This is a genomic window from Delftia sp. RIT313 (genome assembly GCF_000632165.1).
Taxonomy (GTDB): domain Bacteria; phylum Pseudomonadota; class Gammaproteobacteria; order Burkholderiales; family Burkholderiaceae_C; genus Comamonas; species Comamonas acidovorans.
Map to the genome: position 1 here is coordinate 121,947 of NZ_JFYT01000112.1, position 22,025 is coordinate 143,971.

The 22,025-nt window shown below is 68.7% G+C and carries 22 protein-coding genes; 6 read left to right on the forward strand and 16 right to left on the reverse strand.

Features of this window, described 5'->3' with window-relative positions:
- The first annotated feature begins 48 nt into the window (after positions 1–48).
- Together BW39_RS29175 and BW39_RS29180 are read left to right on the forward strand one after the other, a co-directional pair.
- The gene (locus BW39_RS29175) at positions 49–1,296 is read left to right on the forward strand and encodes a phenylacetate--CoA ligase family protein (protein WP_043825788.1); all 1,248 of its coding nucleotides are present in this window, start codon (positions 49–51) and stop codon (positions 1,294–1,296) included.
- Positions 1,297–1,537: 241 nt separating this feature from the next.
- Positions 1,538–2,527, forward strand: a complete 990-nt coding sequence (locus BW39_RS29180) for a tripartite tricarboxylate transporter substrate-binding protein (protein ID WP_012203083.1) — start codon at positions 1,538–1,540, stop codon at positions 2,525–2,527.
- Positions 2,528–2,635: 108 nt separating this feature from the next.
- Here BW39_RS29180 and BW39_RS29185 read toward each other — a convergent pair whose 3' ends face one another.
- Both BW39_RS29185 and BW39_RS29190 read right to left on the reverse strand, forming a co-directional pair.
- Entirely contained in the window at positions 2,636–3,151 is a 516-nt protein-coding gene (locus tag BW39_RS29185) for a hypothetical protein (RefSeq protein WP_043825789.1), read from the reverse strand.
- A gap of 64 nt (positions 3,152–3,215) precedes the next feature.
- Entirely contained in the window at positions 3,216–4,118 is a 903-nt protein-coding gene (locus BW39_RS29190) for a LysR family transcriptional regulator (protein ID WP_043825791.1), read from the reverse strand.
- A 148-nt stretch (positions 4,119–4,266) separates the two neighbouring features.
- Between BW39_RS29190 and BW39_RS29195 the strand changes: the two genes are divergently transcribed.
- Positions 4,267–5,250 (forward strand): aldo/keto reductase, encoded by a 984-nt coding sequence (locus BW39_RS29195; protein ID WP_043825793.1) that lies wholly within the window; start codon positions 4,267–4,269, stop codon positions 5,248–5,250.
- 21 nt (positions 5,251–5,271) lie between these two features.
- On the opposite strand, the gene BW39_RS29200 is transcribed toward BW39_RS29195, so the two are convergent.
- From BW39_RS29200 to BW39_RS29210, 3 genes are read right to left on the reverse strand one after another with little or no spacing between them, the layout of a single operon-like run.
- On the reverse strand, positions 5,272–5,601 hold the full coding sequence (locus tag BW39_RS29200) for a DUF1840 domain-containing protein (protein WP_013804357.1): 330 nt from the start codon (positions 5,599–5,601) through the stop codon (positions 5,272–5,274).
- A 33-nt stretch (positions 5,602–5,634) separates the two neighbouring features.
- Positions 5,635–6,963 carry a class I SAM-dependent methyltransferase gene (locus BW39_RS29205; RefSeq protein WP_043825796.1) on the reverse strand — a complete coding sequence of 443 codons (1,329 nt, stop codon included), beginning with the start codon at positions 6,961–6,963 and terminating at the stop codon, positions 5,635–5,637.
- A gap of 24 nt (positions 6,964–6,987) precedes the next feature.
- Positions 6,988–7,596, reverse strand: coding sequence for a hypothetical protein (locus BW39_RS29210; RefSeq protein WP_043825798.1), 609 nt, complete (start codon positions 7,594–7,596; stop codon positions 6,988–6,990).
- A 22-nt stretch (positions 7,597–7,618) separates the two neighbouring features.
- Here BW39_RS29210 and BW39_RS29215 point away from each other — a divergent pair, with 22 nt between their 5' ends.
- The gene (locus BW39_RS29215; protein ID WP_043825800.1) at positions 7,619–8,890 is read left to right on the forward strand and encodes an aminopeptidase; all 1,272 of its coding nucleotides are present in this window, start codon (positions 7,619–7,621) and stop codon (positions 8,888–8,890) included.
- Here BW39_RS29215 and BW39_RS29220 read toward each other — a convergent pair.
- Positions 8,842–10,269, reverse strand: a complete 1,428-nt coding sequence (locus tag BW39_RS29220) for an ATP-binding protein (RefSeq protein ID WP_043825802.1) — start codon at positions 10,267–10,269, stop codon at positions 8,842–8,844. The genes BW39_RS29215 and BW39_RS29220 overlap by 49 nt on opposite strands.
- Complete coding sequence (locus BW39_RS29225) at positions 10,262–10,936, reverse strand: response regulator (RefSeq protein ID WP_013804362.1); 675 nt, start codon at positions 10,934–10,936, stop codon at positions 10,262–10,264. Before BW39_RS29225 ends, BW39_RS29220 begins: the two co-directional genes overlap by 8 nt.
- Before the next feature lie 135 nt (positions 10,937–11,071).
- Here BW39_RS29225 and BW39_RS29230 point away from each other — a divergent pair, with 135 nt between their 5' ends.
- Positions 11,072–12,838, forward strand: coding sequence for a phosphoethanolamine transferase (locus BW39_RS29230; protein WP_043825804.1), 1,767 nt, complete (start codon positions 11,072–11,074; stop codon positions 12,836–12,838).
- Positions 12,839–12,862: 24 nt separating this feature from the next.
- On the opposite strand, the gene BW39_RS29235 is transcribed toward BW39_RS29230, so the two are convergent.
- The 6 genes from BW39_RS29235 to BW39_RS29260 form a co-directional block, all read right to left on the reverse strand.
- A complete protein-coding gene (locus tag BW39_RS29235) occupies positions 12,863–13,387 on the reverse strand; it encodes a nucleoside deaminase (protein ID WP_081816314.1) in 525 nt (174 codons plus the stop codon).
- A gap of 14 nt (positions 13,388–13,401) precedes the next feature.
- Positions 13,402–14,169, reverse strand: coding sequence for an ABC transporter permease (locus tag BW39_RS29240; protein ID WP_012203071.1), 768 nt, complete (start codon positions 14,167–14,169; stop codon positions 13,402–13,404).
- Between the two features lie 16 nt (positions 14,170–14,185).
- Entirely contained in the window at positions 14,186–15,028 is an 843-nt protein-coding gene (locus BW39_RS29245) for an ABC transporter ATP-binding protein (RefSeq protein WP_012203070.1), read from the reverse strand.
- 69 nt (positions 15,029–15,097) lie between these two features.
- The gene (locus BW39_RS29250; RefSeq protein ID WP_043825805.1) at positions 15,098–16,135 is read right to left on the reverse strand and encodes an ABC transporter substrate-binding protein; all 1,038 of its coding nucleotides are present in this window, start codon (positions 16,133–16,135) and stop codon (positions 15,098–15,100) included.
- Positions 16,136–16,190: 55 nt separating this feature from the next.
- Positions 16,191–16,706: a nucleoside deaminase gene (locus BW39_RS29255; protein WP_043825807.1), complete on the reverse strand. Its 516-nt coding sequence runs from the start codon at positions 16,704–16,706 to the stop codon at positions 16,191–16,193.
- 10 nt (positions 16,707–16,716) lie between these two features.
- Complete coding sequence (locus BW39_RS29260) at positions 16,717–17,745, reverse strand: ABC transporter substrate-binding protein (RefSeq protein ID WP_043780730.1); 1,029 nt, start codon at positions 17,743–17,745, stop codon at positions 16,717–16,719.
- Between the two features lie 597 nt (positions 17,746–18,342).
- Between BW39_RS29260 and BW39_RS29265 the strand changes: the two genes are divergently transcribed.
- Entirely contained in the window at positions 18,343–19,365 is a 1,023-nt protein-coding gene (locus BW39_RS29265) for an isopenicillin N synthase family dioxygenase (protein WP_043825809.1), read from the forward strand.
- Between the two features lie 227 nt (positions 19,366–19,592).
- Here the strand turns inward: BW39_RS29265 and BW39_RS29270 are convergent, their stop codons facing one another.
- From BW39_RS29270 to BW39_RS29280, 3 genes are all read right to left on the reverse strand, one after another.
- Positions 19,593–19,847 (reverse strand): acyl-CoA-binding protein, encoded by a 255-nt coding sequence (locus BW39_RS29270; protein WP_012203065.1) that lies wholly within the window; start codon positions 19,845–19,847, stop codon positions 19,593–19,595.
- A gap of 115 nt (positions 19,848–19,962) precedes the next feature.
- Positions 19,963–20,742, reverse strand: coding sequence for an ABC transporter ATP-binding protein (locus BW39_RS29275; protein WP_043825812.1), 780 nt, complete (start codon positions 20,740–20,742; stop codon positions 19,963–19,965).
- A gap of 61 nt (positions 20,743–20,803) precedes the next feature.
- Positions 20,804–22,012, reverse strand: a complete 1,209-nt coding sequence (locus BW39_RS29280) for a M20 aminoacylase family protein (protein WP_043825815.1) — start codon at positions 22,010–22,012, stop codon at positions 20,804–20,806.
- Positions 22,013–22,025: the final 13 nt, after the last annotated feature.

Consider the following 22,025-nt stretch of genomic DNA (forward strand, 5'->3'; position numbering starts at 1 on the left):
GGACATTTCCCAGCCCCTGCCCCAGACCCTTCTTCCACAGGACTAGCCATGAGTGCCTTCTACGACGCGCTGGAGACGCGCACCCCTGACGAACGCGAAGCGGCGCTGCTGTCCGCCCTGCCCCGGCAGATCGCCCATGCGCAGCAACACTCTGCTGCCTTCGCCCAGATCCTGGCCGGCGTCGATGCCACGCAGATCACCAGTCGCGCGGCCCTGGCCCGCCTGCCGGTGACGCGCAAGTACGAGCTGCTGCAGCGCCAGGCCGAGCAGCGGCCCGCGCAGATCTTCGGCGGCTTCAACGCCATCGGCCTGGGCCAGCCCATGCCGCGCCTGTTCTGCAGCCCCGGCCCCATCTACGAGCCCGAAAGCCGCCGCCCCGACTACTGGCGCATGGCGCGCGCGCTGCATGCCTCGGGCTTTCGGCCCGGCGAACTGGTGCACAACTGCTTCAGCTACCACTTCGTGCCCGCGGGCTCGATGATGGAAAGCGGCGCCCATGCGCTGGGCTGCACAGTGTTCGCAGGCGGCACGGGCCAGACCGAGCAGCAGGTGCAGGCCATGGCCGACCTGCGGCCCGCAGGCTACGTGGGCACGCCCAGCTTCCTCAAGATCATTGTGGAAAAGTCCCTGGAGATGGGCCTGCCCATTCCCTCCGTGACCAAGGCCATGGTCTCGGGCGAGGCCTTCCCGCCCTCGCTGCGCGACTGGCTGGCCGAGCGCGGCATCGCGGGCTACCAGTGCTACGCCACGGCCGACCTGGGCCTGATCGCCTACGAGACCGAGGCTCGCGAAGGCCTGGTGCTGGACGAGCAGGTCATCGTCGAGATCGTGCGCCCCGGCACGGGCGACCCGGTGGCCCCAGGCGAGGTGGGCGAGCTGGTGATCACCACGTTCAATCCCGACTACCCGCTGATCCGGTTCGGCACGGGCGACCTCTCTGCCGTGCTGCCCGGCCAGTGCCCCACGGGCCGCACCAATGCGCGCATCAAGGGCTGGATGGGACGCGCCGACCAGACCACCAAGGTGCGCGGCATGTTCGTGCACCCGGGCCAGATTGCCGACGTCGTGCGCCGCTTCCCCCAGGTGGGGCGCGCGCGGCTGGTGGTCACGGGCGAGATGGCCAACGACCAGATGCAGTTGCTGGTCGAAACCCGCGAAACCTCACCGGGCCTGGCCCAGCAACTGTCCGATGCCGTGCGCGAAGTCACCAAGCTGCGCGGCGATGTGCAGATGGTGCTGCCGGGCACCCTGCCCAATGACGGGAAGGTCATTGAAGACGCGAGGTCGTACAAGTAGCCACCGAGGCGCGGGTACGGCGGCCTCGCCGCCGAGCAGCATTCGCAGACCCTGAAAACATGACGCCTGTCAAGACTCCCAGGGTTTGCACTAGATCAATGGCAAGGGAATCTGCTGCGGCGCAATAGAAACAATTCTTAAAATCCGTCTCCTCGTGCATTCGGTTTCTCTTGCGTGTTTGCCCTCGAAGGCAAATGCGCATCGCCCCCTATCATTTGCACGCTATTTACTTGGAGACACTATGAAAGCATTGTTCAAGATCGCAGCCATTGCGCTGGCAGCCGGTGCAGCCCTTGGCGCCCACGCGCAGGACTATCCTGCCGCAGGCAAGACGATCACCCTCATCGTGCCGTTCACCGCAGGCGGCCCGACCGACAAGGTGGCCCGCGATCTGGCCGAGTCCATGCGCAAGCAGTTGAACAATGCCACCATCGTGGTGGACAACGCCGACGGCGCCGGCAGCACCATCGGCACGGCCAAGGCCGCACGTGCCCGTCCTGACGGCTACACGCTGCTGATCAACCACATCGGCATGTCCACGATCCCGTCGCTGTACCGCAAGCTGTCGTTCAACGTGCTCAACGACTTCGAGTACGCCGGCATCATCAACGACGTGCCCATGACCCTGATCGGCCGCCCCAGCCTGCCGGCCAAGAACTTCGCCGAGGTCAAGGACTGGATCGGCAAGAACCAGGGCAAGGTCAACCTGGCCAATGCCGGCATCGGTTCCGCCTCCCACCTGTGCGGCCTGATGCTGCAGGCGTCCATGAAGACGGAAATGACGCCCGTGCCCTACAAGGGCGCCGCCCCCGCGATTGCCGACCTGATCGGCAACCAGGTGGACCTGCTGTGCGACCAGACCACTAACACCACGGGCCAGATCACGGCCAAGAAGGTGCAGGCCTATGCCGTCACCACGCCCAAGCGCCTGACCATGCCCGCGCTCAAGGACCTGCCGACGCTGGCCGAAGTGGGCGTGCCCGACTTCCAGGTCACCATCTGGCACGGCCTGTACGCCCCCAAGGGCACGCCGGCCGACATCGTCAAGAAGGTCAACGAGGCCATGAAGGCCGCCCTGAAGGACCCCGAGTTCATCAAGCGCCAGGAAGCCCTGGGCGCCGTGATCGCCAGCGACGGCCGCATCGAGCCCGAAGGCCACAAGAAGTTCGTCCAGGCCGAGATCGAGAAGTGGGGCAAGGTCATCAAGGCAGCCGGCACCTACGCCGACTGATCCCGAGGACCACCACCGCGACGGATCGCCCGGTTGCAACCACGATCAAGCCCGGCTTCGGCCGGGCTTTTTCGTTGGCGGGAGCCGCGCGACAGCAGCGGTGCAGGCTCAGGGCGCCGGCCCGCGCAGCGCCATCACGGCCTGCCAGCTGCCGCCGCGCTGGCTTGCGTTGTAGAGGTTGCTCTGCGTGTTGCCGGGACCTTCGTAGTAGCTGCCGCGCATCAGGCATTGCGATCCCGAGGCCGTGCAGTGCACAAGCTCGACGCCGAACATCAGCGCCGGCCGGCCGCTGGCCCGGTCCAGCACCTGCTCGCCGCCCTTGCCCACGTCGCAGGCCGAAGCCGGCCGCACATGGCTCTGGCCACTGAACAGACCCAGCGTGCCCGCATCGGGGTCCAGCAGCGCCCAGCCTCGGCCGTTGCCTATGCAGTAGGCCGCCGCCTTGGGGCCGAGGTTGGAGGCGTTGTCCAGAAACAGCAGCGAATACACGGCAGCCGCCGCTCCCGGGGGTGCCTGCGGGCCGGTGGGCGCCTTGGGCCTGTCGGCACAGGCGGCCAGTGCCAGCGTGGCGGCCAGCGCGCCCAGCCAGGGCAGGAATCGGGAGGAATGACGGAGGCGGTGCATGGAAGTCCTTTCTTTCTCGCAATCTGCGTGCGTGTTTAACACGGCGCGCGGCCCCTGCTGCGGCTCAGGCCGGGCCTTCGAGTTCGGCATGCCGCCGCTCGAACAGTTCAATGAGGTGATCGGCCACGGCACGCACGCGCCGCGAATGGGCAAGGTCGGCATGCATGGCAAGCCAGATCGGCTGGTCGGCGCCCAGCTGCGGCTCCACGCAGACCAGCCCCGCCTGCCTCGCCAGGAAATGCGGCAGCACGGCCAGGCCCAGGCCCGCCTGGGCCGCGGCCAGCTGCGCGGACAGGGTATTGGTCTCCAGCCGGCAGGGCCGCCCGTGCAGGGCGCGCGCCATCCAGCGTGCGGCGGGCAGGTGGGCATGGCTGTCGTCCCAGCCGATGAAGGCATCGCCCTCGAACGGGTCCGAGCCGTGGGTGCCCGCGCTACCGTTTCCGCCTGTGCGGCCTTGCACATAGCCGGCCGATCCATACAGGCCGAAGCCCAGCGTGCCCAGGCGCCGTATCGTGAGGTGGCCGGCCTCGGGCTGGGTCATGCGCACGGCCAGGTCGGCGTCGCGCCGGTGCAGGTTCAGCGTCTGCACGCCGCTGACCAGCTGCACGCGCAGACCTGGATGGCGGGCGAACAGAGGGACCAGCGAGGGCGCGATCAGCGGGTTGGCCAGGTTCTCCGCCGTGGCCAGCCGCACCACGCCGGCGACCTGTGCCTGGCTTTGCGCGGCATCGCCCAGGGCCTGGGCCGCCTGCTCCAGCGCCTCGGCCGGGGCCAGCAGCGCCTGGCCGTCGGCGGTGAGCCGATAGCCGCTCTGGTGGCGGCTGAACAGCGGCATGGCCAGCGCAGACTCCAGCCGGTCCAGCCGGCGCGAGACCGTGGCCACGCCCAGCCCCAGCGCGGCCGAGGCACCGCTCAGGCTGCCTGCGCGGGCAATGGCCAGGAAGATGCGGGCGTCGTCCCACTGCAATGGAATGCTCCTTTGTTTTCGGGAATGTTTCTCGGGAATTTTCTCGGGAATGCTTTCCAAAAATGGAAGATCAAAGCGCGATTTTGTCAGTAGGCAAGGCCGCTTCGGAAAACCATACTGGCCCCTTGTTTCAGCAAGAGGATATGCAATGCAACAACGCAAACTCGGCCACGATCTGCAGGTATCCGCCCTGGGCCTGGGCTGCATGGGCATGAGCGAGTTCTATGGTCCGCGCGACGACGCCCTGGCGCTGCAGGCGCTGGACCATGCCGTGGAGTCCGGCATCGACTTCCTGGACACGGCCGATGTCTACGGGCCGCACCACAACGAGGAGCTGATCGGCCGCTTCCTGACCACGCGCCGGCCGCGCGTGAAGATCGCCACCAAGTTCGGCATCGTGCGCAGGGCCGGCGAGTACCGGCGCAGCATCGACAACAGCGCGCAGTACGCACGGCAAAGCTGCGAGGACTCGCTGCGGCGCCTGGGCGTGGAGCGCATCGACCTGTACTACGTGCACCGCGTCGATGCCACGCGCCCCATCGAAGAGACCATGCAAGGCCTGGCGCAGCTGGTGCAGGAGGGCAAGATCGCCCGCATCGGCCTGTGCGAAGTCAGCGCGGCCACGCTGCGCCGTGCCCATGCCGTGCACCCGGTGGCGGCGGTGCAGACCGAATATTCGCTGTGGACGCGCGAGGTGGAGGACGAAGTGCTGCCCGCCTGCCGCGAGCTGGGCGTGGGGCTGGTAGCCTATTCGCCGCTGGGGCGCGGCTTTCTCACGGGGCGCTTTCATGGCGGCACGGCCTTCGAGCAGGGCGATTTCCGCGCCAGCCTGCCGCGCTTTCAGCCCGGCAACATCGACACCAACCAGGCCCTGGTGGGCGCCGTATCGGCCCTGGCTCAGCGCAAGGGCAGCACGCCCGCGCAGATCGCCCTGGCCTGGCTGCTGGCCCAGGGGCCGGACGTGGTGCCCATTCCGGGCACCCGGCGCATCGCCCATCTGCAGGACAACCTGGGCGCGCTGTCCGTGGCACTGACCCCCGCCGAGCTGGACGAGCTGCGGCGCGCCAGCGACGAGCTGCCCGTGGCCGGGCAGCGCTATACGGAGGAAGGCATGAAGGGCATCAACGCCTGAAGGGACAGCGGGAGGCGCCGGCTACCAGGTGACGTCGCTGTTCTCGGCGGCGCTGCGGCGCAGCATGTCGATCATGGGCGCGGCGCGCTGGCGCAGGCTGACGGCGTCGCGCGCGCCCGCTGCGGCGCTGTCCTGCTCGCCGTCCTGGGACTCGTCTTCATGGCTGGCCTTGCGGCGGGCGTCGTCGTCGGCGACGGCGGCCTCCAGCGCCTCGATGGCAGCGGGAATCTGCTGCACCGTGATGATGCCGCTGGCGCCGGGCGTCTTGCCGACGATCTCCAGGACCTGGCGGCCGTTGGATTCGAGCATGATGACGTCGGCCGTGGCACGGGACTTGAACTTGTAGAGCATGGCTATCCTTTTTCTGTGTGGCGTGTCATGCACTCAGCGGTACATGTACTCGCGGTTGAAAGCATAGTCCGATTGAGCCCCCACCATGGGTCCCGACTGGAGCCGTCCGTCGGGATGCGTGCACAGCATCTGGTGCAGGGCGATCCAGCCGCGCTCGAATCCCATGGCGCAACCCGCCAGATAGAGCCGGTAGGCGCGCAGCACCTTGGCGGCACCTTCGGCATCGGCATGCTGCTCAAGGATACGCTGCGCCTGCGGCAGCCGGGCTTCCAGTGCGTCGGACCAGTTCCACAGCGTGCGTGCGTAGTGGGGCCGCAGGTTCTCCGTGTCCACCATTTCCAGCCCGCTGTGGCCCATGTCGTGCAGCACGCGGCTCACATGCATGAGCTCGCCGCCGGGGAAGATGTAGCGGTCGATGAACTCGCCCATGCCCGCGCCCAGCTCGGTGTTGTCCACGCCGCCCGCCGTGATGCCGTGGATCAGCGCCATGCCGCCCGGGCGCAGCAGGCGGTGCACGGTCTGGAAGTACTCGGGCAGCTGGGCCTGGCCCACATGCTCGAACATGCCCACCGAGCCTATCTTGTCGAAGGGCTGGCCGGGCGCCAGCGCGCGGTAGTCCAGCAGTTGCATGTCCACCTTGCCCTGCAGGCCGCGCTCGGCAATCAGCTGCTGCACGTAGCGGTGCTGGTTGTGCGAGAGCGTGATGCCCGTGGCCGTGACGCCGTAGTGCTCGGCCGCCCACACCAGCAGCGCGCCCCAGCCCGCGCCGATGTCCAGGAAGCGCTCGCCGGGCCGCAGGTCCAGCTTGCGGCAGATGTGGTCCAGCTTGGCCTCCTGGGCCTGGGCCAGCGTCATCTGCGGATCGCGGAAGTAGGCGCAGGAATAGACGCGGCGCGGGTCCAGCCACAGGCCGTAGAAGTCGTCGGAGATGTCGTAGTGGAACTGGATCTGCTGGGCGTCGCGCGCCAGCGTGTGCGCGGCCATGGAGCGCATGCGGGCCATGGCATGCCCCCACCAGTGCGAGGTGCCGCGCACCGGATCGGACTGCAGCAGGCTGGCGGCCACCGCCATCACGTCGCGCATGCGGCCATCGATGCGCACCAGCCCTTCCACGATGGCACTGCCCAGTGTCCCTATCTGCCCGGCCGCCAGGCTGGCGATGGCCGACATGGTCTGGAAATGCAGCACCACCTGCGCATCCGCAGGACCAGCGCGCTGGCCGGACGGCAGGATCACGGCCACGGGGACAGGGAGAGACGCCAGCCGCGCCTCGATGGAGCTCAGCACTTGTGTCATGGCGTTCATTTTTGACAGCAAGGCGCACTGCGTCAATCGCAGCCTGGGCTGTGCATGGCGGGGCATTGCGCCCCGCCACGGCGGGAGTGATCAGGCGATCAGCTGCCTGTAGTCGCGCCGTGTCTGATCCGTCACCGAAGCAAGCACTTGCTCGAAGGGCGTCTTGTGCCGTGCGACCAGCCGCAGGGATGCCACGGCGCGCGATTTGCAAAACCAATGACAGGTGTACTGCATGAGCAACAGCTCGGCCGTCATCGTGAAGGCGCGCGCACGGCGTTCGTCCTCGTTGCGGCTGTCGGCCACGCGCACGGAGGCAATGCCGCGCGCATGCAGCTGCATGGCGTCGCGCAGATCGAAGGACGACGAGGGAAAGAGCCGGTCCAGATAGGGCAGCGCCACGGGCAGCGTGCTCACGCGCGTGAGCTGCGGATCGGCCGTGGCCATCTCCTTGGCAAAGCGCTGGAACTGCTCGGCCAGGTTGGCCTCGGTGTTGTCCAGCACGGTCCAGATCTGGGCACGGCGCTGCTCGTCGCTCTCACCCAGGACGCGCAGATAGCCTTCGATCAGGCCGCCCATCAGCTTCTCGATCTGGAATCGTCCCAGATACTGGGCCAGCAGCAGGGTATGCCGGCGCTGTTGCTGCGTCTTGAGCAGGTAGATTGCGATGAAGACAATGATCGCCAGCGTGAAGAAGTCCATGAAAGCAGCAAGGGGGCCAAGGGTGCGAGAAGGCTTGAGTGTAGTCAGGCGCGGCCTGCCCGCGATTTTGGTGGGCATAGGCCTGCTGCTGGGCGGCTGTGCCAGCCGGGGGGCCGGTGGCGACGGACTGGGCTATTACTGGCAAAGCCTGCGCGGGCAAATGCACCTGCTGCAGGCCAGCCGCCCGATTGACGACTGGCTGCAGGACGAGAACCTTGCGCCCGCACTGCGCGAGCGCCTGCTGTCGGCCCGGCGCATGCGCGCCTTTGCCGTGGAGCGCCTGGGCCTGCCCGACAACGCCAGCTACCGCCGCTATGCCGATCTGCAGCGGCCGTTTGCCGTATGGAACGTGGTGGCCGCGCCGCCCGACAGCCTGGAGCTGCACCGCTGGTGCTTTCCGGTGGCCGGCTGCGTGGGCTACCGGGGCTACTTTGCCGAGGCCGACGCCATGGCCCAGGCACGGCAACTGACCGACCAGGGCCTGGAGTCCGGCAGCTACGGCGTGCCCGCCTATTCCACGCTGGGCTACCTGAACTGGCTGGGCGGCGATCCGCTGCTCAACACCTTCATCGGCTGGGGCGAGGGCGAGTTCGCCGGCCTGCTGTTCCACGAACTGGCCCACCAGGTGGTCTATGTGGCCGGCGACACGGCCTTCAACGAATCCTTTGCCACCACCGTGGAGCGCCTGGGCACGCCGCTGTGGCTGGCCACCGAGGCCGGCCCCGCCGCCCGCGCACGCTGGGATGCAGGCCAGCTGCGGCGCGCGCAGTGGCGGGCGCTGACCGGCCACACGCGCCAGGCGCTGCAGCAGCTCTACCAGGACCCGCAGCAGCGCGGCCCCGCCATGGCGCAGGCCAAGGCGCAGATCTACCAGCAGTTCCGCAGCGACTACGCTGCGCTGCGCGCGCAATGGCGCAGCGCCGATGCGGCCCTGCTGACCACCGATGCACAGCGCCAGCTCTACGACCGCAACCAGGCGCGGCTGGACCAGTGGGTGGCCGATGCCAACAACGCCAGCTTTGGCGCGCTGGCCGCCTACGACGACTGGGTGCCTGCCTTCACCGCGCTGTGGAAAAAGGCGCAGACCCAGGCGCCGGCCCAGGCCGGCGGCGAGGCCGCCCAGGGCTGGCAGCGTTTCTATGCCGAGGTAGAAAAACTGGCCGCCCTGCCTGCCTTGCAGCGCAACACAAGGCTGTGCGGGCTCATGCCCGCCGATGCGTCCCTGCCGCCTGCCTGCACCCCGGATCAGGCTGGGGCGTCGGAATCCGCGGACGGATCGCGCCCCGGCAACTGAATGCGTGCCAGCAGGCCGCTGGAGCTGCCAGGCAGCGGCGACTGCAGCTCCAGGCTGCCGCCATGCTGGGCCACGATCATGGACACGATGGACAGGCCCAGGCCGTAGCCCGGCGACGCCAGCTCCCGCACGGTGCCCTGGGGCAGGCGCAGGTCGTCCACATGGCGCACATGGCGCTCGCGCGCGGTGCTCAGCGCCGCCGCATCCATGCCCGGCCCCTCGTCGCGCACCTGGACGGTGTGGCTGTCGCAGACTTCGAGCAGCACCTCCGAGCCATCGCTGTAGCGCAGCGCGTTCTCCACCAGGTTGCGCAAGGCAATGGCCAGCGTGTCCACATCGCCCGCCACCGGACCGCAGGGCTGCTCGGGCAGCACCACGTCCAGCCGCAGCTGGGTGGATTCGTCCTGCTGCCAGAACTCGGAGGCCACCATGCTGGCCAGCGCGTCCAGCCTCACCTCGTCCTGCGCCAGCGCCGAGCCCGAGGCCGCGCGCGACAGCTGCAGCAGCTTTTCCGTGCGCTGGCGCAGCCGCTCCAGCGCCTCATAGGCCGCGCGCACATCGGTGTTGTCCACGCCCCTGTCCAGGGCCGTCTGCAGGCGCAGCGTGGCCACGGCCAGCGGCGTGCGCAGCTCGTGGGCCGCATTGGCAGCCATGGAGCGCTCCACCTGCAGCGCATGCGACAGGCGCTGCATCAGGTGGTTGATGCCCCGGCCCAGCCGCCACAGCTCGCGCGGCATGGCGTCCAGGTCCAGCGGCTCCAGGTTGGAGCCGCCGCGCTCGCTCAGCTGCAGCTGCATGTCGCGCAGCACGCGCAGGCGCCGCCGCGCGGTCACGCGCAGCGCCCAGCCCATGAGGGCGAGCATGACCAGCATCACCGCGCCCAGCGCCAGCAGCGCCCGCTGCAGCGCCTCGCTGCGCTCGACCATGGGATCGGCCAGCATCAGGAACAGCGGCTGCCGGGGATGGGCCACCACATAGATGCGCCAGCCCTCGCGCTCGTAGAAGCCCTCGCGCATGGGCACGGCAAAGGCTGCCACGGGGGCGGCCTGGGTGCGCAGCAGCACGTTGCCGCGGCCGTCCTGCAGCTGGTAGACCAGATCCTCGGCCTCGTCGCCCGGCTGCGAGGCCACATGCGGGCGCTGCACGCCCTCTCGCGAGTGGTCCTCCTGTTCCAGCTGGTGCACGGCCACCTCCAGCAGGCGGTGGCCGCTGTCGATCATTTCCTGGTCGAAGTTGTGGTGCACGATGTGGCTGACATACCAGGCCAGCGCCAGCACGCAGGCCAGCCAGACGGCGGCCAGGGCCAGTGTCAGCTCGCGGGCCAGCTGGTCGGCCAGACGGGGCGGCAGCGCCAGGCTGTAGCGCTGCGGCTCATCCATGCTCGAGGGCCAGGCGGTAGCCGGTACCGCGCACGGTCAGGATGCGGTCGCGCCCGAGCTTGCGGCGCAGCCGGCTGATGAATACTTCCAGCGTGTTGCTGTCGGCCTCGGCATCGAAGCCGTAGAGCGCATCGAGCAGATGCTCGCGCGCGTGCACACGCTGCGGCTGGGCCGTGAGCACGCGCAGCAGCGCCCATTCCTTGGGCGTGAGCAGCAGGGTGCGGCCGGCATCGCGCACCATTTCGCGGGCCAGGTCGATCTCCAGCGTGCCCATGCGCAGCACGGCGTCCTGCCCGGCCTGCATGCCGCCGCCGCGCCGGCTCACGGCGCGCAGGCGGGCCAGCAGTTCCTCGGGGTCGTAGGGCTTGACCAGATAGTCGTCGGCCCCCGCGTCCAGCCCGCGGATGCGGTCGCTGACCTGGTCGCGGGCCGTCAGCACGATGGTGACGGGAGGCTGCTCCAGCCGGCGCAGCGTGGGCATGAGCGCCAGGCCGTCGCCGTCGGACAGGTGCAGATCCAGCAGCACGGCCGCGTAGCTGGCACCGGCCAGGCAGGCGCGCGCCTGGGCCAAAGAAGGCACGCTGTCGATCAGAAAGGCCTTGGAGCGCAGATAGCTGCCCACCGCCTGGGCCAGTGCCTCATCGTCTTCGACCAGCAGGATTCGCATGGGAGGCTGGGCCTTCGCACATCAGGGTGTGCACCGGGTACGGGCGCAACAGAGGGGACGGGAGGGGTTCAAGCTGAACGGAGTCTGAACGCGGGGTTCAGATGTTCTTAAGCTGCGAATTCTACGCTCGCGGCCATGTCAGAACGCCTGCTCGCCCGCCCCCCCTTTGCCGGCTCCTCCGGCACCGGCCAAGCCCCGGCCCCATCTTCTGCCCAGCCTGCCCAGGCGGCCCCCGCCAGCCTCCCGGCACGGCTGCGCACGGCCTGGAGCGCCCCGCGCTCGGCCCAGGCCGTGGCCGTGGTGCTGGCGCTGTGGCTGCTGGCCACCGCGAACTGGGCGCTGTGGCTGCGCCTGCCCCACCTCGAAGGCTATGACGGCAGCCTGGCCACCCTGGTGCTGCGCCTGCTGCCCCTGGGCCTGGGCGGCATTCTGCTGCTGCTGTCGCTGACGGCCTGGCCACGCGGCATGAAGCCGCTGTGGATCGCCCTGCCCTGGATTGCCGGCTCGGCCCAGTACTTCATGACCGCCTACGGCACGGTGATGGACGGCGGCATGATCAACAACATCCTGCAGACCGACCTGCGCGAAAGCAGCGACCTGTTCAACCCCCAGCTGCTGCTGCAACTGCTGCTGGTGGCCGGCCTGCCCACGGCCTGGCTGCTGCGGCTGCGCATCATCCGCCCGCGCCGCAGCACGCAGACGGTGCTGCGCACGCTGGGGCTGCTGGCCGCCTCGGTGGTGCTGCTGGCGGCCTCGGTCTTTGTCTCGTACCGCGAGCTGGCCCCCGTGATCCGCAACAACCTGTGGATGCGCCACATGCTCAACCCCGTGAGCCCCGTGCTGGCCTCGCTGGACGCGGTGCTCAAGCCCATCCTGCGGCCCAAGCGCCCGTTTGCCAGCATTGCGGCCGGCGCCACGCTGGGCGCCACCTACGCGGCCGAGCGCAAGCCGCCGCTGTTCGTCATCGTGGTGGGCGAGACGGCGCGCGCCGCCAACTGGGGCCTGAACGGCTATGCCCGCGACACCACGCCCGAGCTGGCCAGGCGCAAGGTGCTCAACTGGAGCAACGTGACCTCCTGCGGCACCAGCACGCGCGAATCCGTGCCCTGCATGTTCTCGCACCTGGGCCGCACGGGCTTCTACAAGAGCAAGGTGGACTACGACAACCTGGTGGACGTGCTGTACAACGCCGGCCTGGCCGTGCTGTGGGTGGACAACCAGGCCGGCTGCAAGGGCGTGTGCGAACGCATTCCCAACGCCAGCACGGCCGACCGCCTGAACACGCCCGACGGCAAGGCCCTGTGCTCCAGCGACGGCGAATGCCTGGACGGCATCCTGCTCAGCGGCATCGACGAACGCATCGCCGCCCTGCCGCGCGAGCGCCGCGAGCGCGGCGTGGTGCTGGTCATGCACGAGATGGGCAGCCACGGCCCGGCCTACTACAAGCGCTCCACGCCCGAGACCAAGGTCTTCCAGCCCGAATGCCTGACCAACGCGCTGTCCAGCTGCACGCGCGAGCAGGTGGTCAACGTCTACGACAACTCCATCCGCTACAACGACCATTTCCTGTCGCAGACCATCGACTGGCTGGCAAGCCAGCAGTCGCGCTACCAGACCGGCATGGTCTACATGTCGGACCATGGCGAGTCGCTGGGCGAGATGGGCATCTACCTGCACGGCATGCCCTACGCCATGGCGCCCGACGAGCAAAAGCACATTCCCATGATTGCCTGGCTGGGCAACCTGGGCGAGCGCACCGGCGTGTCCGAGCGCTGCGTGCGCGGCCAGCTGGACGCGCCGCTGTCGCACGACAACCTCTACCACACCACCCTGGGCCTGCTGGACGTGACCAGCCCCACCTACCAGAAGCCCCTGGACGCGCTGGCCGGCTGCCGCAGTTGAGCGGGCGCGGGGCGCAGCCGCCGTTCAGCGCTGCTGCCAGAAGCCCCGGTGCGGCTCCAGCATCTCCTCGTGCAGCGCAGGCACCGGGCCGATGACCTGCACGGCGCGCTGCCCGCGCGCGAAGACCTCGCGGCAAGGCAGGGACAGCGTGGGGTTCTCGGGATGGTCGCCCGTCAGCGCCAGCAGCGCCGTTTCCTCGGCGCCGTAGAGCACACGGCCTATGCCGGCCCAGTAGATGGTTCCGGCGCACATGGCGCAGGGCTCGAAGGTGGTGACCAGGGTGCACTGCGCCAGGTAGGCGCCCGGATAGTTGGCGGCGGCCGTGCGCGCCAGCGTGGACTCGGCATGGTTCACCGTGTCGATGTTGCCCTGCTCGGCCAGCACGGTCTCGCCGTCGGGCGCCAGCAGCAGCGCGCCAAAGGGGTGGCGACCCATGGCCATGGCCCGCCCGGCCACGGCGCCTGCGCGGCGCAGCTGGCGAGCGGCCTGTTCGTCGGTCAGGGGCGTCATGGGCGTCATGGAAGGCGGCGTCGTGGGTGCGGGCATCATGGCCGGATTCTCCTTCACTCGCCCTGCGAGCCGCGCCGTGCCCAGCCGGTGGTGCGCTTTTCGATGGCGCTGAACAGCTCGTACATCACCATGGCCATGGCGCCCACCACGATCAGGCCGGCAAAGGCCAGGCCCATCTGCATGGACGAGCCGGCCGACACAAGCAGGTAGCCGATGCCTTCGTTGGCCGCCGTCATCTCGCTGACCGTGGTGCCCACGAAGGCCAGCGTGATCGCCACCTTCAGCGAGCCGTAGAAGTAGGGCATGGAGCGCGGCAGGCCGACCTTGATCAGCACGTCCCAGCGCCGGGCGCCCAGCACGCGCAGCACATCCTCCAGCTCGGGCTCCAGCGTGGCCAGGCCGGTGGCGATGTTGACCATGATGGGAAAGAAGCTGATCAGGAAGGCCGTGAGGATGGCCGGTCCCGCGCCGATGCCGAACCAGACCACCAGGATGGGCACGAAGGCCGCCTTGGGCAAGGCGTTGAAGGCCGTCATCAGCGGATAGAACGCCGCATAGGCCAGGCGCGAGGAGCCGATCAGAAAGCCCAGCAGCACGCCCACCACGATGGCGATGCCAAAGCCCGCCATCGTCACCCAGTAGGTGCGCCAGGCGTGGGCGGCGATGATGCCGCTGAACTCGGCCAGCTGCCGGCCGATGGCCCAGGGGCTGGGGAAGATGAACTCCGAGACCTCGAAGGCCGAGCAGATGACCTGCCACAGCAGGATGACCGCCAGCAGCAGCACCCAGGGCGCCCAGCGTTCCGCATATTTCTTGTGCATGTGAATCTCCCCCGTTCTATTGTTGGATGGCCGCGCCGGTCTTGCGCATGGCGCCGATGTGGCCGCGCAGCTCGTGCACGATGTCGGTGAATTCGCGCGTGTAGGTCAGCTCCAGCTCGCGCGGGCGCGGCAGCTCGATGTCGCGGCGCACCACGAAGCGGCCCGGGCTCTTGCTCATCACGTACACGGTGTCGGCCAGGAAGACGCTCTCGCGCAGGTCGTGCGTGACCAGGATGACGTTGAAGCGCTGCTCGGCCTGCAGGTCGCGCAGCACGCACCACAGCTCCTCGCGCGTGAAGGCGTCGAGCGCGCCGAAGGGTTCGTCCAGCAGCAGCATCTGGGGCTCGTGGATCAGCGCGCGGCAGATGCTGGCGCGCTGCTGCATGCCGCCCGACAGCTGCCAGGGGTACTTGTCCTCGTAGCCGCCCAGGCCCACCTTCTGCAGCAGGGCGCGCGCCCGCGCCTCGTACTCCTTGCGCTTTTGGCGGAACAGCGAGCGGTGCGGCTCCACGATCTCCAGCGGCAGCAGCACGTTGTCCACCGTGGTGCGCCAGGGCAGCAGCGAAGGCGCCTGGAAGGCCATGCCCGAGATCTTCAGCGGCCCGGTCACGCGCTCGCCGTTGACCATGACGCGGCCCATGGACGGCATCTTCAGCCCCGTGGTCAGCTTCATGAAGGTGGACTTGCCGCAGCCCGAGGGGCCGACGATGGCGATGAACTCGCCGCGCCGCACCTGCAGGTCGATGGCCTCGACCGCGAAGTGGTTGGCGCGCAGCAGCTCCTCGTTGTAGGCAAGCCAGACGTCGCGGAACTCGACGAAGAAGGCGTCGTCATCGCCGTGGGATGTGGAGGAATTCATGGCAGGCAGCAGGCAAGGGCCGTGCGCGCCACCCGCTGGCGCACGCGCACGGTGTCAATCACTTTGTCGTCACTTCTTGGGCAGGATGTTCAGCTCGGCCGCAGACGGCAGGAAGCTGCCGTTCCAGACCTCGGCCGGGTTCACGCGCGTCTTGGTGGCGTAGACATCGGAGACCTGCGACGCCATCAGCGACAGGCGTGTGGGCACGACCTGGCCAAAGCCCTCGGCACGCGCGTCGGCGCTGTTGACCACGGTGTCGATGGCCAGCTGCAGGCGGCGCGTCTCCAGCTGGGTGTTGACGATGCCGTCGCGCTCCTTCACGTAGGCAATGGCCGCGCCCGGGTTGGCGATGACTTCCTTGGCCCCCTTGGCGAAGGCCTGCAGGAAGGCCTTGATGGCGGCCGGGTTCTCCTTGATCAGCTTCGGGCTGGCGATGATGGCGTTGCCGTACAGCTTCACGCCGAAGTCCGCATAGGGCATGACCACCACATCGGCGGCCTTGATGCCGCGCGCCTCCAGGTTCAGCAGCGAGGTGAAGGTGAAGCCCGTGATGGCATCCACATCGCCGCGCACCAGCATGGTCTCGCGCAGCGGCGGGTCCATGGCCGTCCACTGCACGGTGCCGACCTGGTTGGCCTTGGCGAACAGCGGGAAGGCGCGGCGGCCCGCATCGAACACGGGCGCGCCCAGCTTCTTGCCGGTGAGGTCGGCCGTCTTGGCGATGCCGCTTTTCTTGAGCGCCATCACCGAGGCCGGCGTGTTGTTGTAGACCATCATCACGGCCACGGGCTTGTTGGGCATGTCCGGGTTGTTGGCCTGGAACTCCATCAGCGCCGCGATGTCGGCAAAGCCCAGGTCATAGGCGCCCGAGGCCACGCGCTGCACCACGCCGCCCGAGCCGCTGCCGGCATCGACCGTGACATCCAGGCCCGCGTCCTTGAAGTAGCCCTTGGCCACCGGCTGCAGGAAGAAGGCGGCCGGCCCCTCGAAGCGCCAGTCCAGCTGGAACTTCAGCGGCGTGGCCGCGTGGGCCTGTGTATGGGCCGTTGCCAGGCCCGCGCTGGCGGACAGGGCCAGGACGGTGTGCAGGAACAGTCGTTTTTGCATGGTGGGCTTCCTCTCTGATGGTCAAAAGAAACGGTGGGAACGGAACGGGGCCGGGTCAGCTGTTCCAGGCGCCCTGGTGCGATGCGGCGGCCTCGCCGATCAGCGCCGGGCCTATGCATTCGATGGCGTGGGACGAGGCGGCGAACACATCGCGGCAGGACAGCTCGGCATCCTTCTGGTCCAGGCGCTCGCCGCGGAATTCGCGCAGGCGCACCGCGTCGATGCCGTAGACCACGCGGCCTATGGCCGACCAGAAGATGGCGCCCGCGCACATCACGCAGGGCTCGGCTGATGAATACAAGGTGGCTGCGGACAGCTCCTCGCGGTCATGCAGCGGGCTGGCCAGGCGGATGGCCGACAGCTCGGCATGGGCCGTGCAGTCGCCGCTCTCGCCATTGGCGTTGGAGGCCTCGGCCAGCACGCGGCCATCGGCGGCCACGATGAGCGCGCCGAAAGGGCGGTTGCCGCGCTTGCGCGCGCGGTCGGCCATGGCGATGGCGCGGCGCAGGTACAGGCCGTCGCGCTCGTCGAGCGAGGCCTCAAGGGGCAGTGAAACGGTGGCGTGGTCCATGTGCGATCCCTCAGGCCTTGGCCATGCGCGCGGCCAGCGGCGGCAGCAGGCTGCGGTTGAACAGCGCATCGGCCGACACGGGTGCCTTCAGGCCGAAGGCCTGGCTGACCTGCTCGGCCTGGCGGGCCAGCAGCTGCGGGTCGATGTCGCCCAGGCCGTGGCGCTGCGTATCGGGCGCGGCCAGGTACTGCGAGGTGATGGCCCAGCGCGCCAGTTCCAGCTTTTCATCCAGGATGGGCTCGCGCTGGCGCACGGCGGCCACGGCCAGCGCGGGCTGGGCCAGGCATTCGATGAGGGCGCGGTTGCTGGCGCGCAGGAATCCCGCCACCAGCGCCGGCTGCTCGGCCACCAGCGCGCTGGAAGCCAGGATGGCGTTGCCATACAGCTGCACGCCCGCATCGGTATAGCGCAGCACCGACAGCTCCTCGGGCTTGATGCGTGCAAACAGCGACACGGCCGAGTCATGGAAATAGGTGGCCGCATCCACATCGCCGCGCACCACCACGTTGTCGCGCGCCGAGAACTCCGTCGTGGTCCAGGCGAACAGGTCGGCCGGCAGGTTCTGTCGCTGCGCGACCAGGGGCCAGACGCGGCGCGTGGACTCCACGGCGGCGGCGGCCACCTTCTTGCCCTTGAGGCTGGCGAACTCGCCCGTGATGCCCCGGTCCTTGCGGCCGATGATGGCGAACGGCGCGCGGTTGTAGTACTGGTAGACGGCCTGCACGCGCGCGGCACCCGCGTTCTGCGCCTGGAACTCGATCAGCGAGCTGATGTCGCCCAGGCCCAGCTGGTAGGCGCCACTGGCCACCCGCGTGATGGATGCCACCGAGCCCGAGCCCACGTCGATGCTCACGTCCAGCCCCTCGTCGCGGTAGTAGCCCTTTTGCAGCGCCACGAAAAAGGGCGCGGTCTGCGAGGTCACGCGAAAGTCCAGCGTGAACTTCAGCGGTGTCAGCGCCTTGCCCTGGGCGAAGGCACCGGGCATCACGGCACTGGCAGCGGGAAGGGCGGCGGCGGCAAGGAAATGGCGGCGTTGCATGGTGGAACTCTCAGTCGCTATCAACATGGGGACCGGCCGCTGGCATGGGGCCGGGCGGCTGGCGTGACATGAGCAATTTCCGGGCAACGCGCACTGGGCGCGTGCTGAACGCTTCTACTCAACGATGCTTGTATGCAAAGTGCGTACCACCCCCTGAGTCGCTTCGCGCCTTCCCCCTCTCTCGCTGCGCGGGAGGGGGACGACACCCTCGGTGCGGGGCGGCCCTTCCTCGGTGTCACTGGGCTGGGCCGCGCCGGTTTTCGACGCGGCGGGCATGCATCAGATTGGTGCCAGACGGTTCCGATGCGGCGCGTGCACCAAGCTGCCCGGCCCTCTTGCACCACGATGGAACGCAGGTGGCCTTGAACAGGCCTGCGCGGGCTGGCGCGCTGTTTGCTTGGGTGGTTGGCAAGAGTAGAAGCGTTCAGCTTGCCGGCCTGTGCCGGCGCGGGTCATTGCTCTTGAAGCGGGTGCGGGAGCGGCGTGGCTGCGACCTGTGCCCTGTCAGCCACTTCAAGAGCGACGGGCGGGATCGGTGTCTTTTTGCGCCGGCCGCCGCGTGCCTTGCCACTGCCTTTGCGGCAAAGGAAACAGACCATGAACATGCTTGCCAACCCCACCCTGCCTTCGGCACCGGCTTCAGATTACGCGCTGGGTGAACTCGCCAAGGAGGCCCGCATGGGCGGCCAGGGGCAGGAGACGCGCGCACGGGAGGTGCGGGTGATCGATATTTCCGACTTTGACCGCCGCAAGGCCGAGATTGCCGATGCGATCTGGCAGGCCTCGGTGGAGATCGGCTTCTTCCAGGTGTCGGGCCACGGCATTCCCCAGCCCGATATCGATGCGGCCTTCGGGCGTGCCGAGCAGTTGTTCGCCCTGCCGCGCGAGGTGAAGGCGCAGTGGCCGCTGTCGCGCAATGCGGGCTGGGAGCACAAGGCGCAGATCCGGCCTTCCACGCGCACGCCCGACCAGAAGGAGTCCTACCAGATGACGCGCCCGCGCATGGCCGGCCTGTGGCCCACGGAGCAGGAGCTGCCGGGCTTTCAGCAGGCCACGCTGGGCTTCGAGCGCCAGTGCTGGCAGGTGGGCATGCAGCTGCTGTCGTGCTTTGCGCACAAGCTGGGCTTTGATGCGGACTTCTTCACGCGCGCCCACGACCCTTCGGTGCCCGCCTACCAGAGCACGCTGCGCATGCTGCACTACTTCGCGGTCGATCCCGCGCTCAAGGACGAGCTGGGCCTGTGGCGCGCAGGCGCCCACACCGACTTCGACTGCCTGACCCTGCTGTTCCAGCGCGCAGGCCAGGGCGGCCTGCAGGTGCTGCCGGGCAAGGAGATGGAAGGCCAGCAATGGACGCCCGTGGACCCGGTGGAAGGCGTGATCACCTGCAACATCGGCGACATGCTCACGCGCTGGAGCGACGACCAGTTGCCCAGCAACTTCCACCGCGTGCGCAACCCCCTGCCCCATGAATACCAGGGCGCGCGCTACAGCCTGGCCTTCTTCTGCCAGGCCAACGAGGACGCGGTGATCGAAGGGCCGCAAAAGAAGTACCCGCCGATCACGGGCGCGGAGTACCTGCGCCAGCGCATCAGCGCGAACTTCTCGAACAAATATTGATCCCCCTGAGCGGCTGCGCCGCTTCCCCCTTCTCGCTTCGCGGAGGGGGACGACGCCTTCGGCTGGGCGCCCCCGCCGCGAGGCGGCTCTTGCTCGGCGTCCCTGAGTTGGGCCGCGCCAGTTTCCAGCGCTCCACTCTTTGACATAGTGTGGTGTGGCCTGGCCGGAAACGACAAGGCCCCGGATTCCGGGGCCTTGTCTGTGTCTGCGATCGGTGGTGGCGCGGATCAGCGCAGCGATTCGATCAGGTCGATGTACTGCTGCTTGGCGTCGTCGGCCGAGGTGTCCTTGAGCTTTTCCCAGGCGTCCCACTTGGCGCGGCCGACCATGTCGGTGAAGCTGGGCTTCTTGGCCTCGTTGTCGCCTTCGGTGGCCTGCTTGTACAGCGCGTAGAGCTTGAGCAGCGTGGCGTTGTCGGGGCGCTCGCTGATCGAGGTGGAGTTCTTGACGGCGGCCTCGAAGGCGGCATTCAGATCGGACATGGCGGGTCTCCTGGTGGGCGGTTCGTGTAGCGGCACAGTGTAGCCAAAAAAGCAGGAATTTAGAACGACCGTGCTTTTTTCACCGTCATCCGAACCGAGACCGGCCATGCCGCTCCTAAGCTGCGCTGCACAGGTGCCCGGCCACGGGCCATCGGTCGGCCTCGCAAGGCGTGGGGGCCGGCGCCTGGCACCGGGCGCTGCCCGGTTGCAGGATGCGGTCGTGCTCCATCACGACCACGCGGTCGGCGATGGCGAAGGCCTGCTGGCGGTCCTGGGTCGCATAGACGGCCGTACAACCCAGGCTGCGCAGCAGCCGGGGAATTTCCTCGCACAGGCGCTCGCGCAGGTTGCCGTCGAGGCCGGACAGGGGTTCGTCCAGCAGCACCAGGCGCGGGCGCTCCACCACGGCGCAGGCCAGCGCCGCGCGCTGCTGCTGGCCGCCCGACAGGCTGCCGGGAAGACGCTCGCCCATGCCCTGCAGCCCGACCAGGCCCAGGGTCTGCTGCACCCGCTCGTGGATCTGCGCGCGAGGCAGGCCGCGCATTTCCAGCGCGAAGGCCACGTTGGCCTGCAGGCTCATATGGGGCCAGAGCGCACGGTCCTGGAGCACCATGCCCAGCTCGCGCCGCTCGGGCGGCAGGGACTGCGAGGCGCTGGCCACGCACTGCCCGCCCATCCAGACTTCGCCGCGGCTGGGCTGCTCCAGCCCGGCCAGAATCTTGAGCAGGGTGGTCTTGCCGCAGCCCGAAGGACCCAGCAGGGCCAGCACCTCGCCGGGGGCGATCCGCAGGCTGATGTCCTGAAGCACGGCGCGCTCGCCGTAGATGCGCTTGAGCTGCCGGGCTTGGACGGCCACGCCCTGCGCGGCGGCCGTGGAGGATTCGGTGGAGATCACAGGGACCGCATGCTAGGTGCGGTGTGTGACATGCCGGTGTCGGCCGGCCCCTGCAAGGGCCTCAGCGCGTGGGCTCGCTCAGCCAGCGCTGGGCCAGCTTCACCCAGAACGTGGCGCCCTGCGGGATCAGCTGGTCGTTGAAGTCGTAGCTGGGGTTGTGCAGCGTGCAGGGACCGCCGCCGTGGCCGATGGCGCGGTGGTCGCCGTCGCCATTGGCGATGAAGCAGTAGGCGCCGGGCTTTTCCAGCAGCATGAAGGCGAAGTCCTCGGCGCCCATGGACGGCTCCTGGGGCAGCACGTTGGCCTCGCCCACGACCTCGGCCATGACGCGGCGCGCGAACTCGGCCTCGGGCGCGGAGTTGATGGTGGGCGGGTAGTTGCGCACGAACTCGAACTCGCAGCGCGTGTCATGCGCGGCGCAGATGCTCTCGGCCAGGGTCTTCATGCGCCGCTCGATCAGGTCCAGCACCTCCAGCGTGAAGGTGCGCACCGTGCCCTGCAGCTCCACGCTGTCGGGCACCACGTTCGTGGCCTCGCCCGCATGGACCATGGTGACCGAGACCACGCCCGCCTCGATGGGCTTGACGTTGCGGCTGACGATGGTCTGCAGGCCCAGGATGAGCTGGGCCGCCACGGGCAGCGGGTCGATCACCATGTGCGGCATGGCCGCGTGGCCGCCCTTGCCGCGCACGACGATGCGGAACTCGTTGCTCGACGCCATGGCCGGGCCCGGGCCCACGGCCATGGTGCCGGCCTTCATGCCCGGCCAGTTGTGCATGCCGAACACGGCCTGCATGGGGAACTGGGTGAACAGGCCGTCCTCGACCATCTCGCGCGCCCCGCCGCCGCCCTCTTCGGCCGGCTGGAAGATCAGGTGCACCGTGCCCTCGAAGCTGTCGCGGTGCGCGGCTAGGTACTGCGCGGCGGCCAGCAGCATGGCGACATGGCCGTCATGCCCGCAGGCATGCATTTTTCCGGCGTGGCGGCTGGCGTGTTCGAAGGTGTTGAACTCCTGCATGGGCAGGGCATCCATGTCGGCGCGCAGGCCGACGGCGCGGCCGCTGGCGCCGCCGTCACGGCCGTGGATGGTGCCCACCACGCCCGTGCGGCCCAGGCCGCGGTGCACGGCAATGCCCCATCCCTCCAGTTGCCGGGCCACGAGGTCGGCGGTGCGGATCTCCTCGAAACACAGTTCGGGATGGGCATGTATGTCGCGGCGCAGCGCGGTGATCTCGGGTGCGCGGTCCAGCAGTTCCTGCAGCAAGGCCATGGGGTTCTCCTTC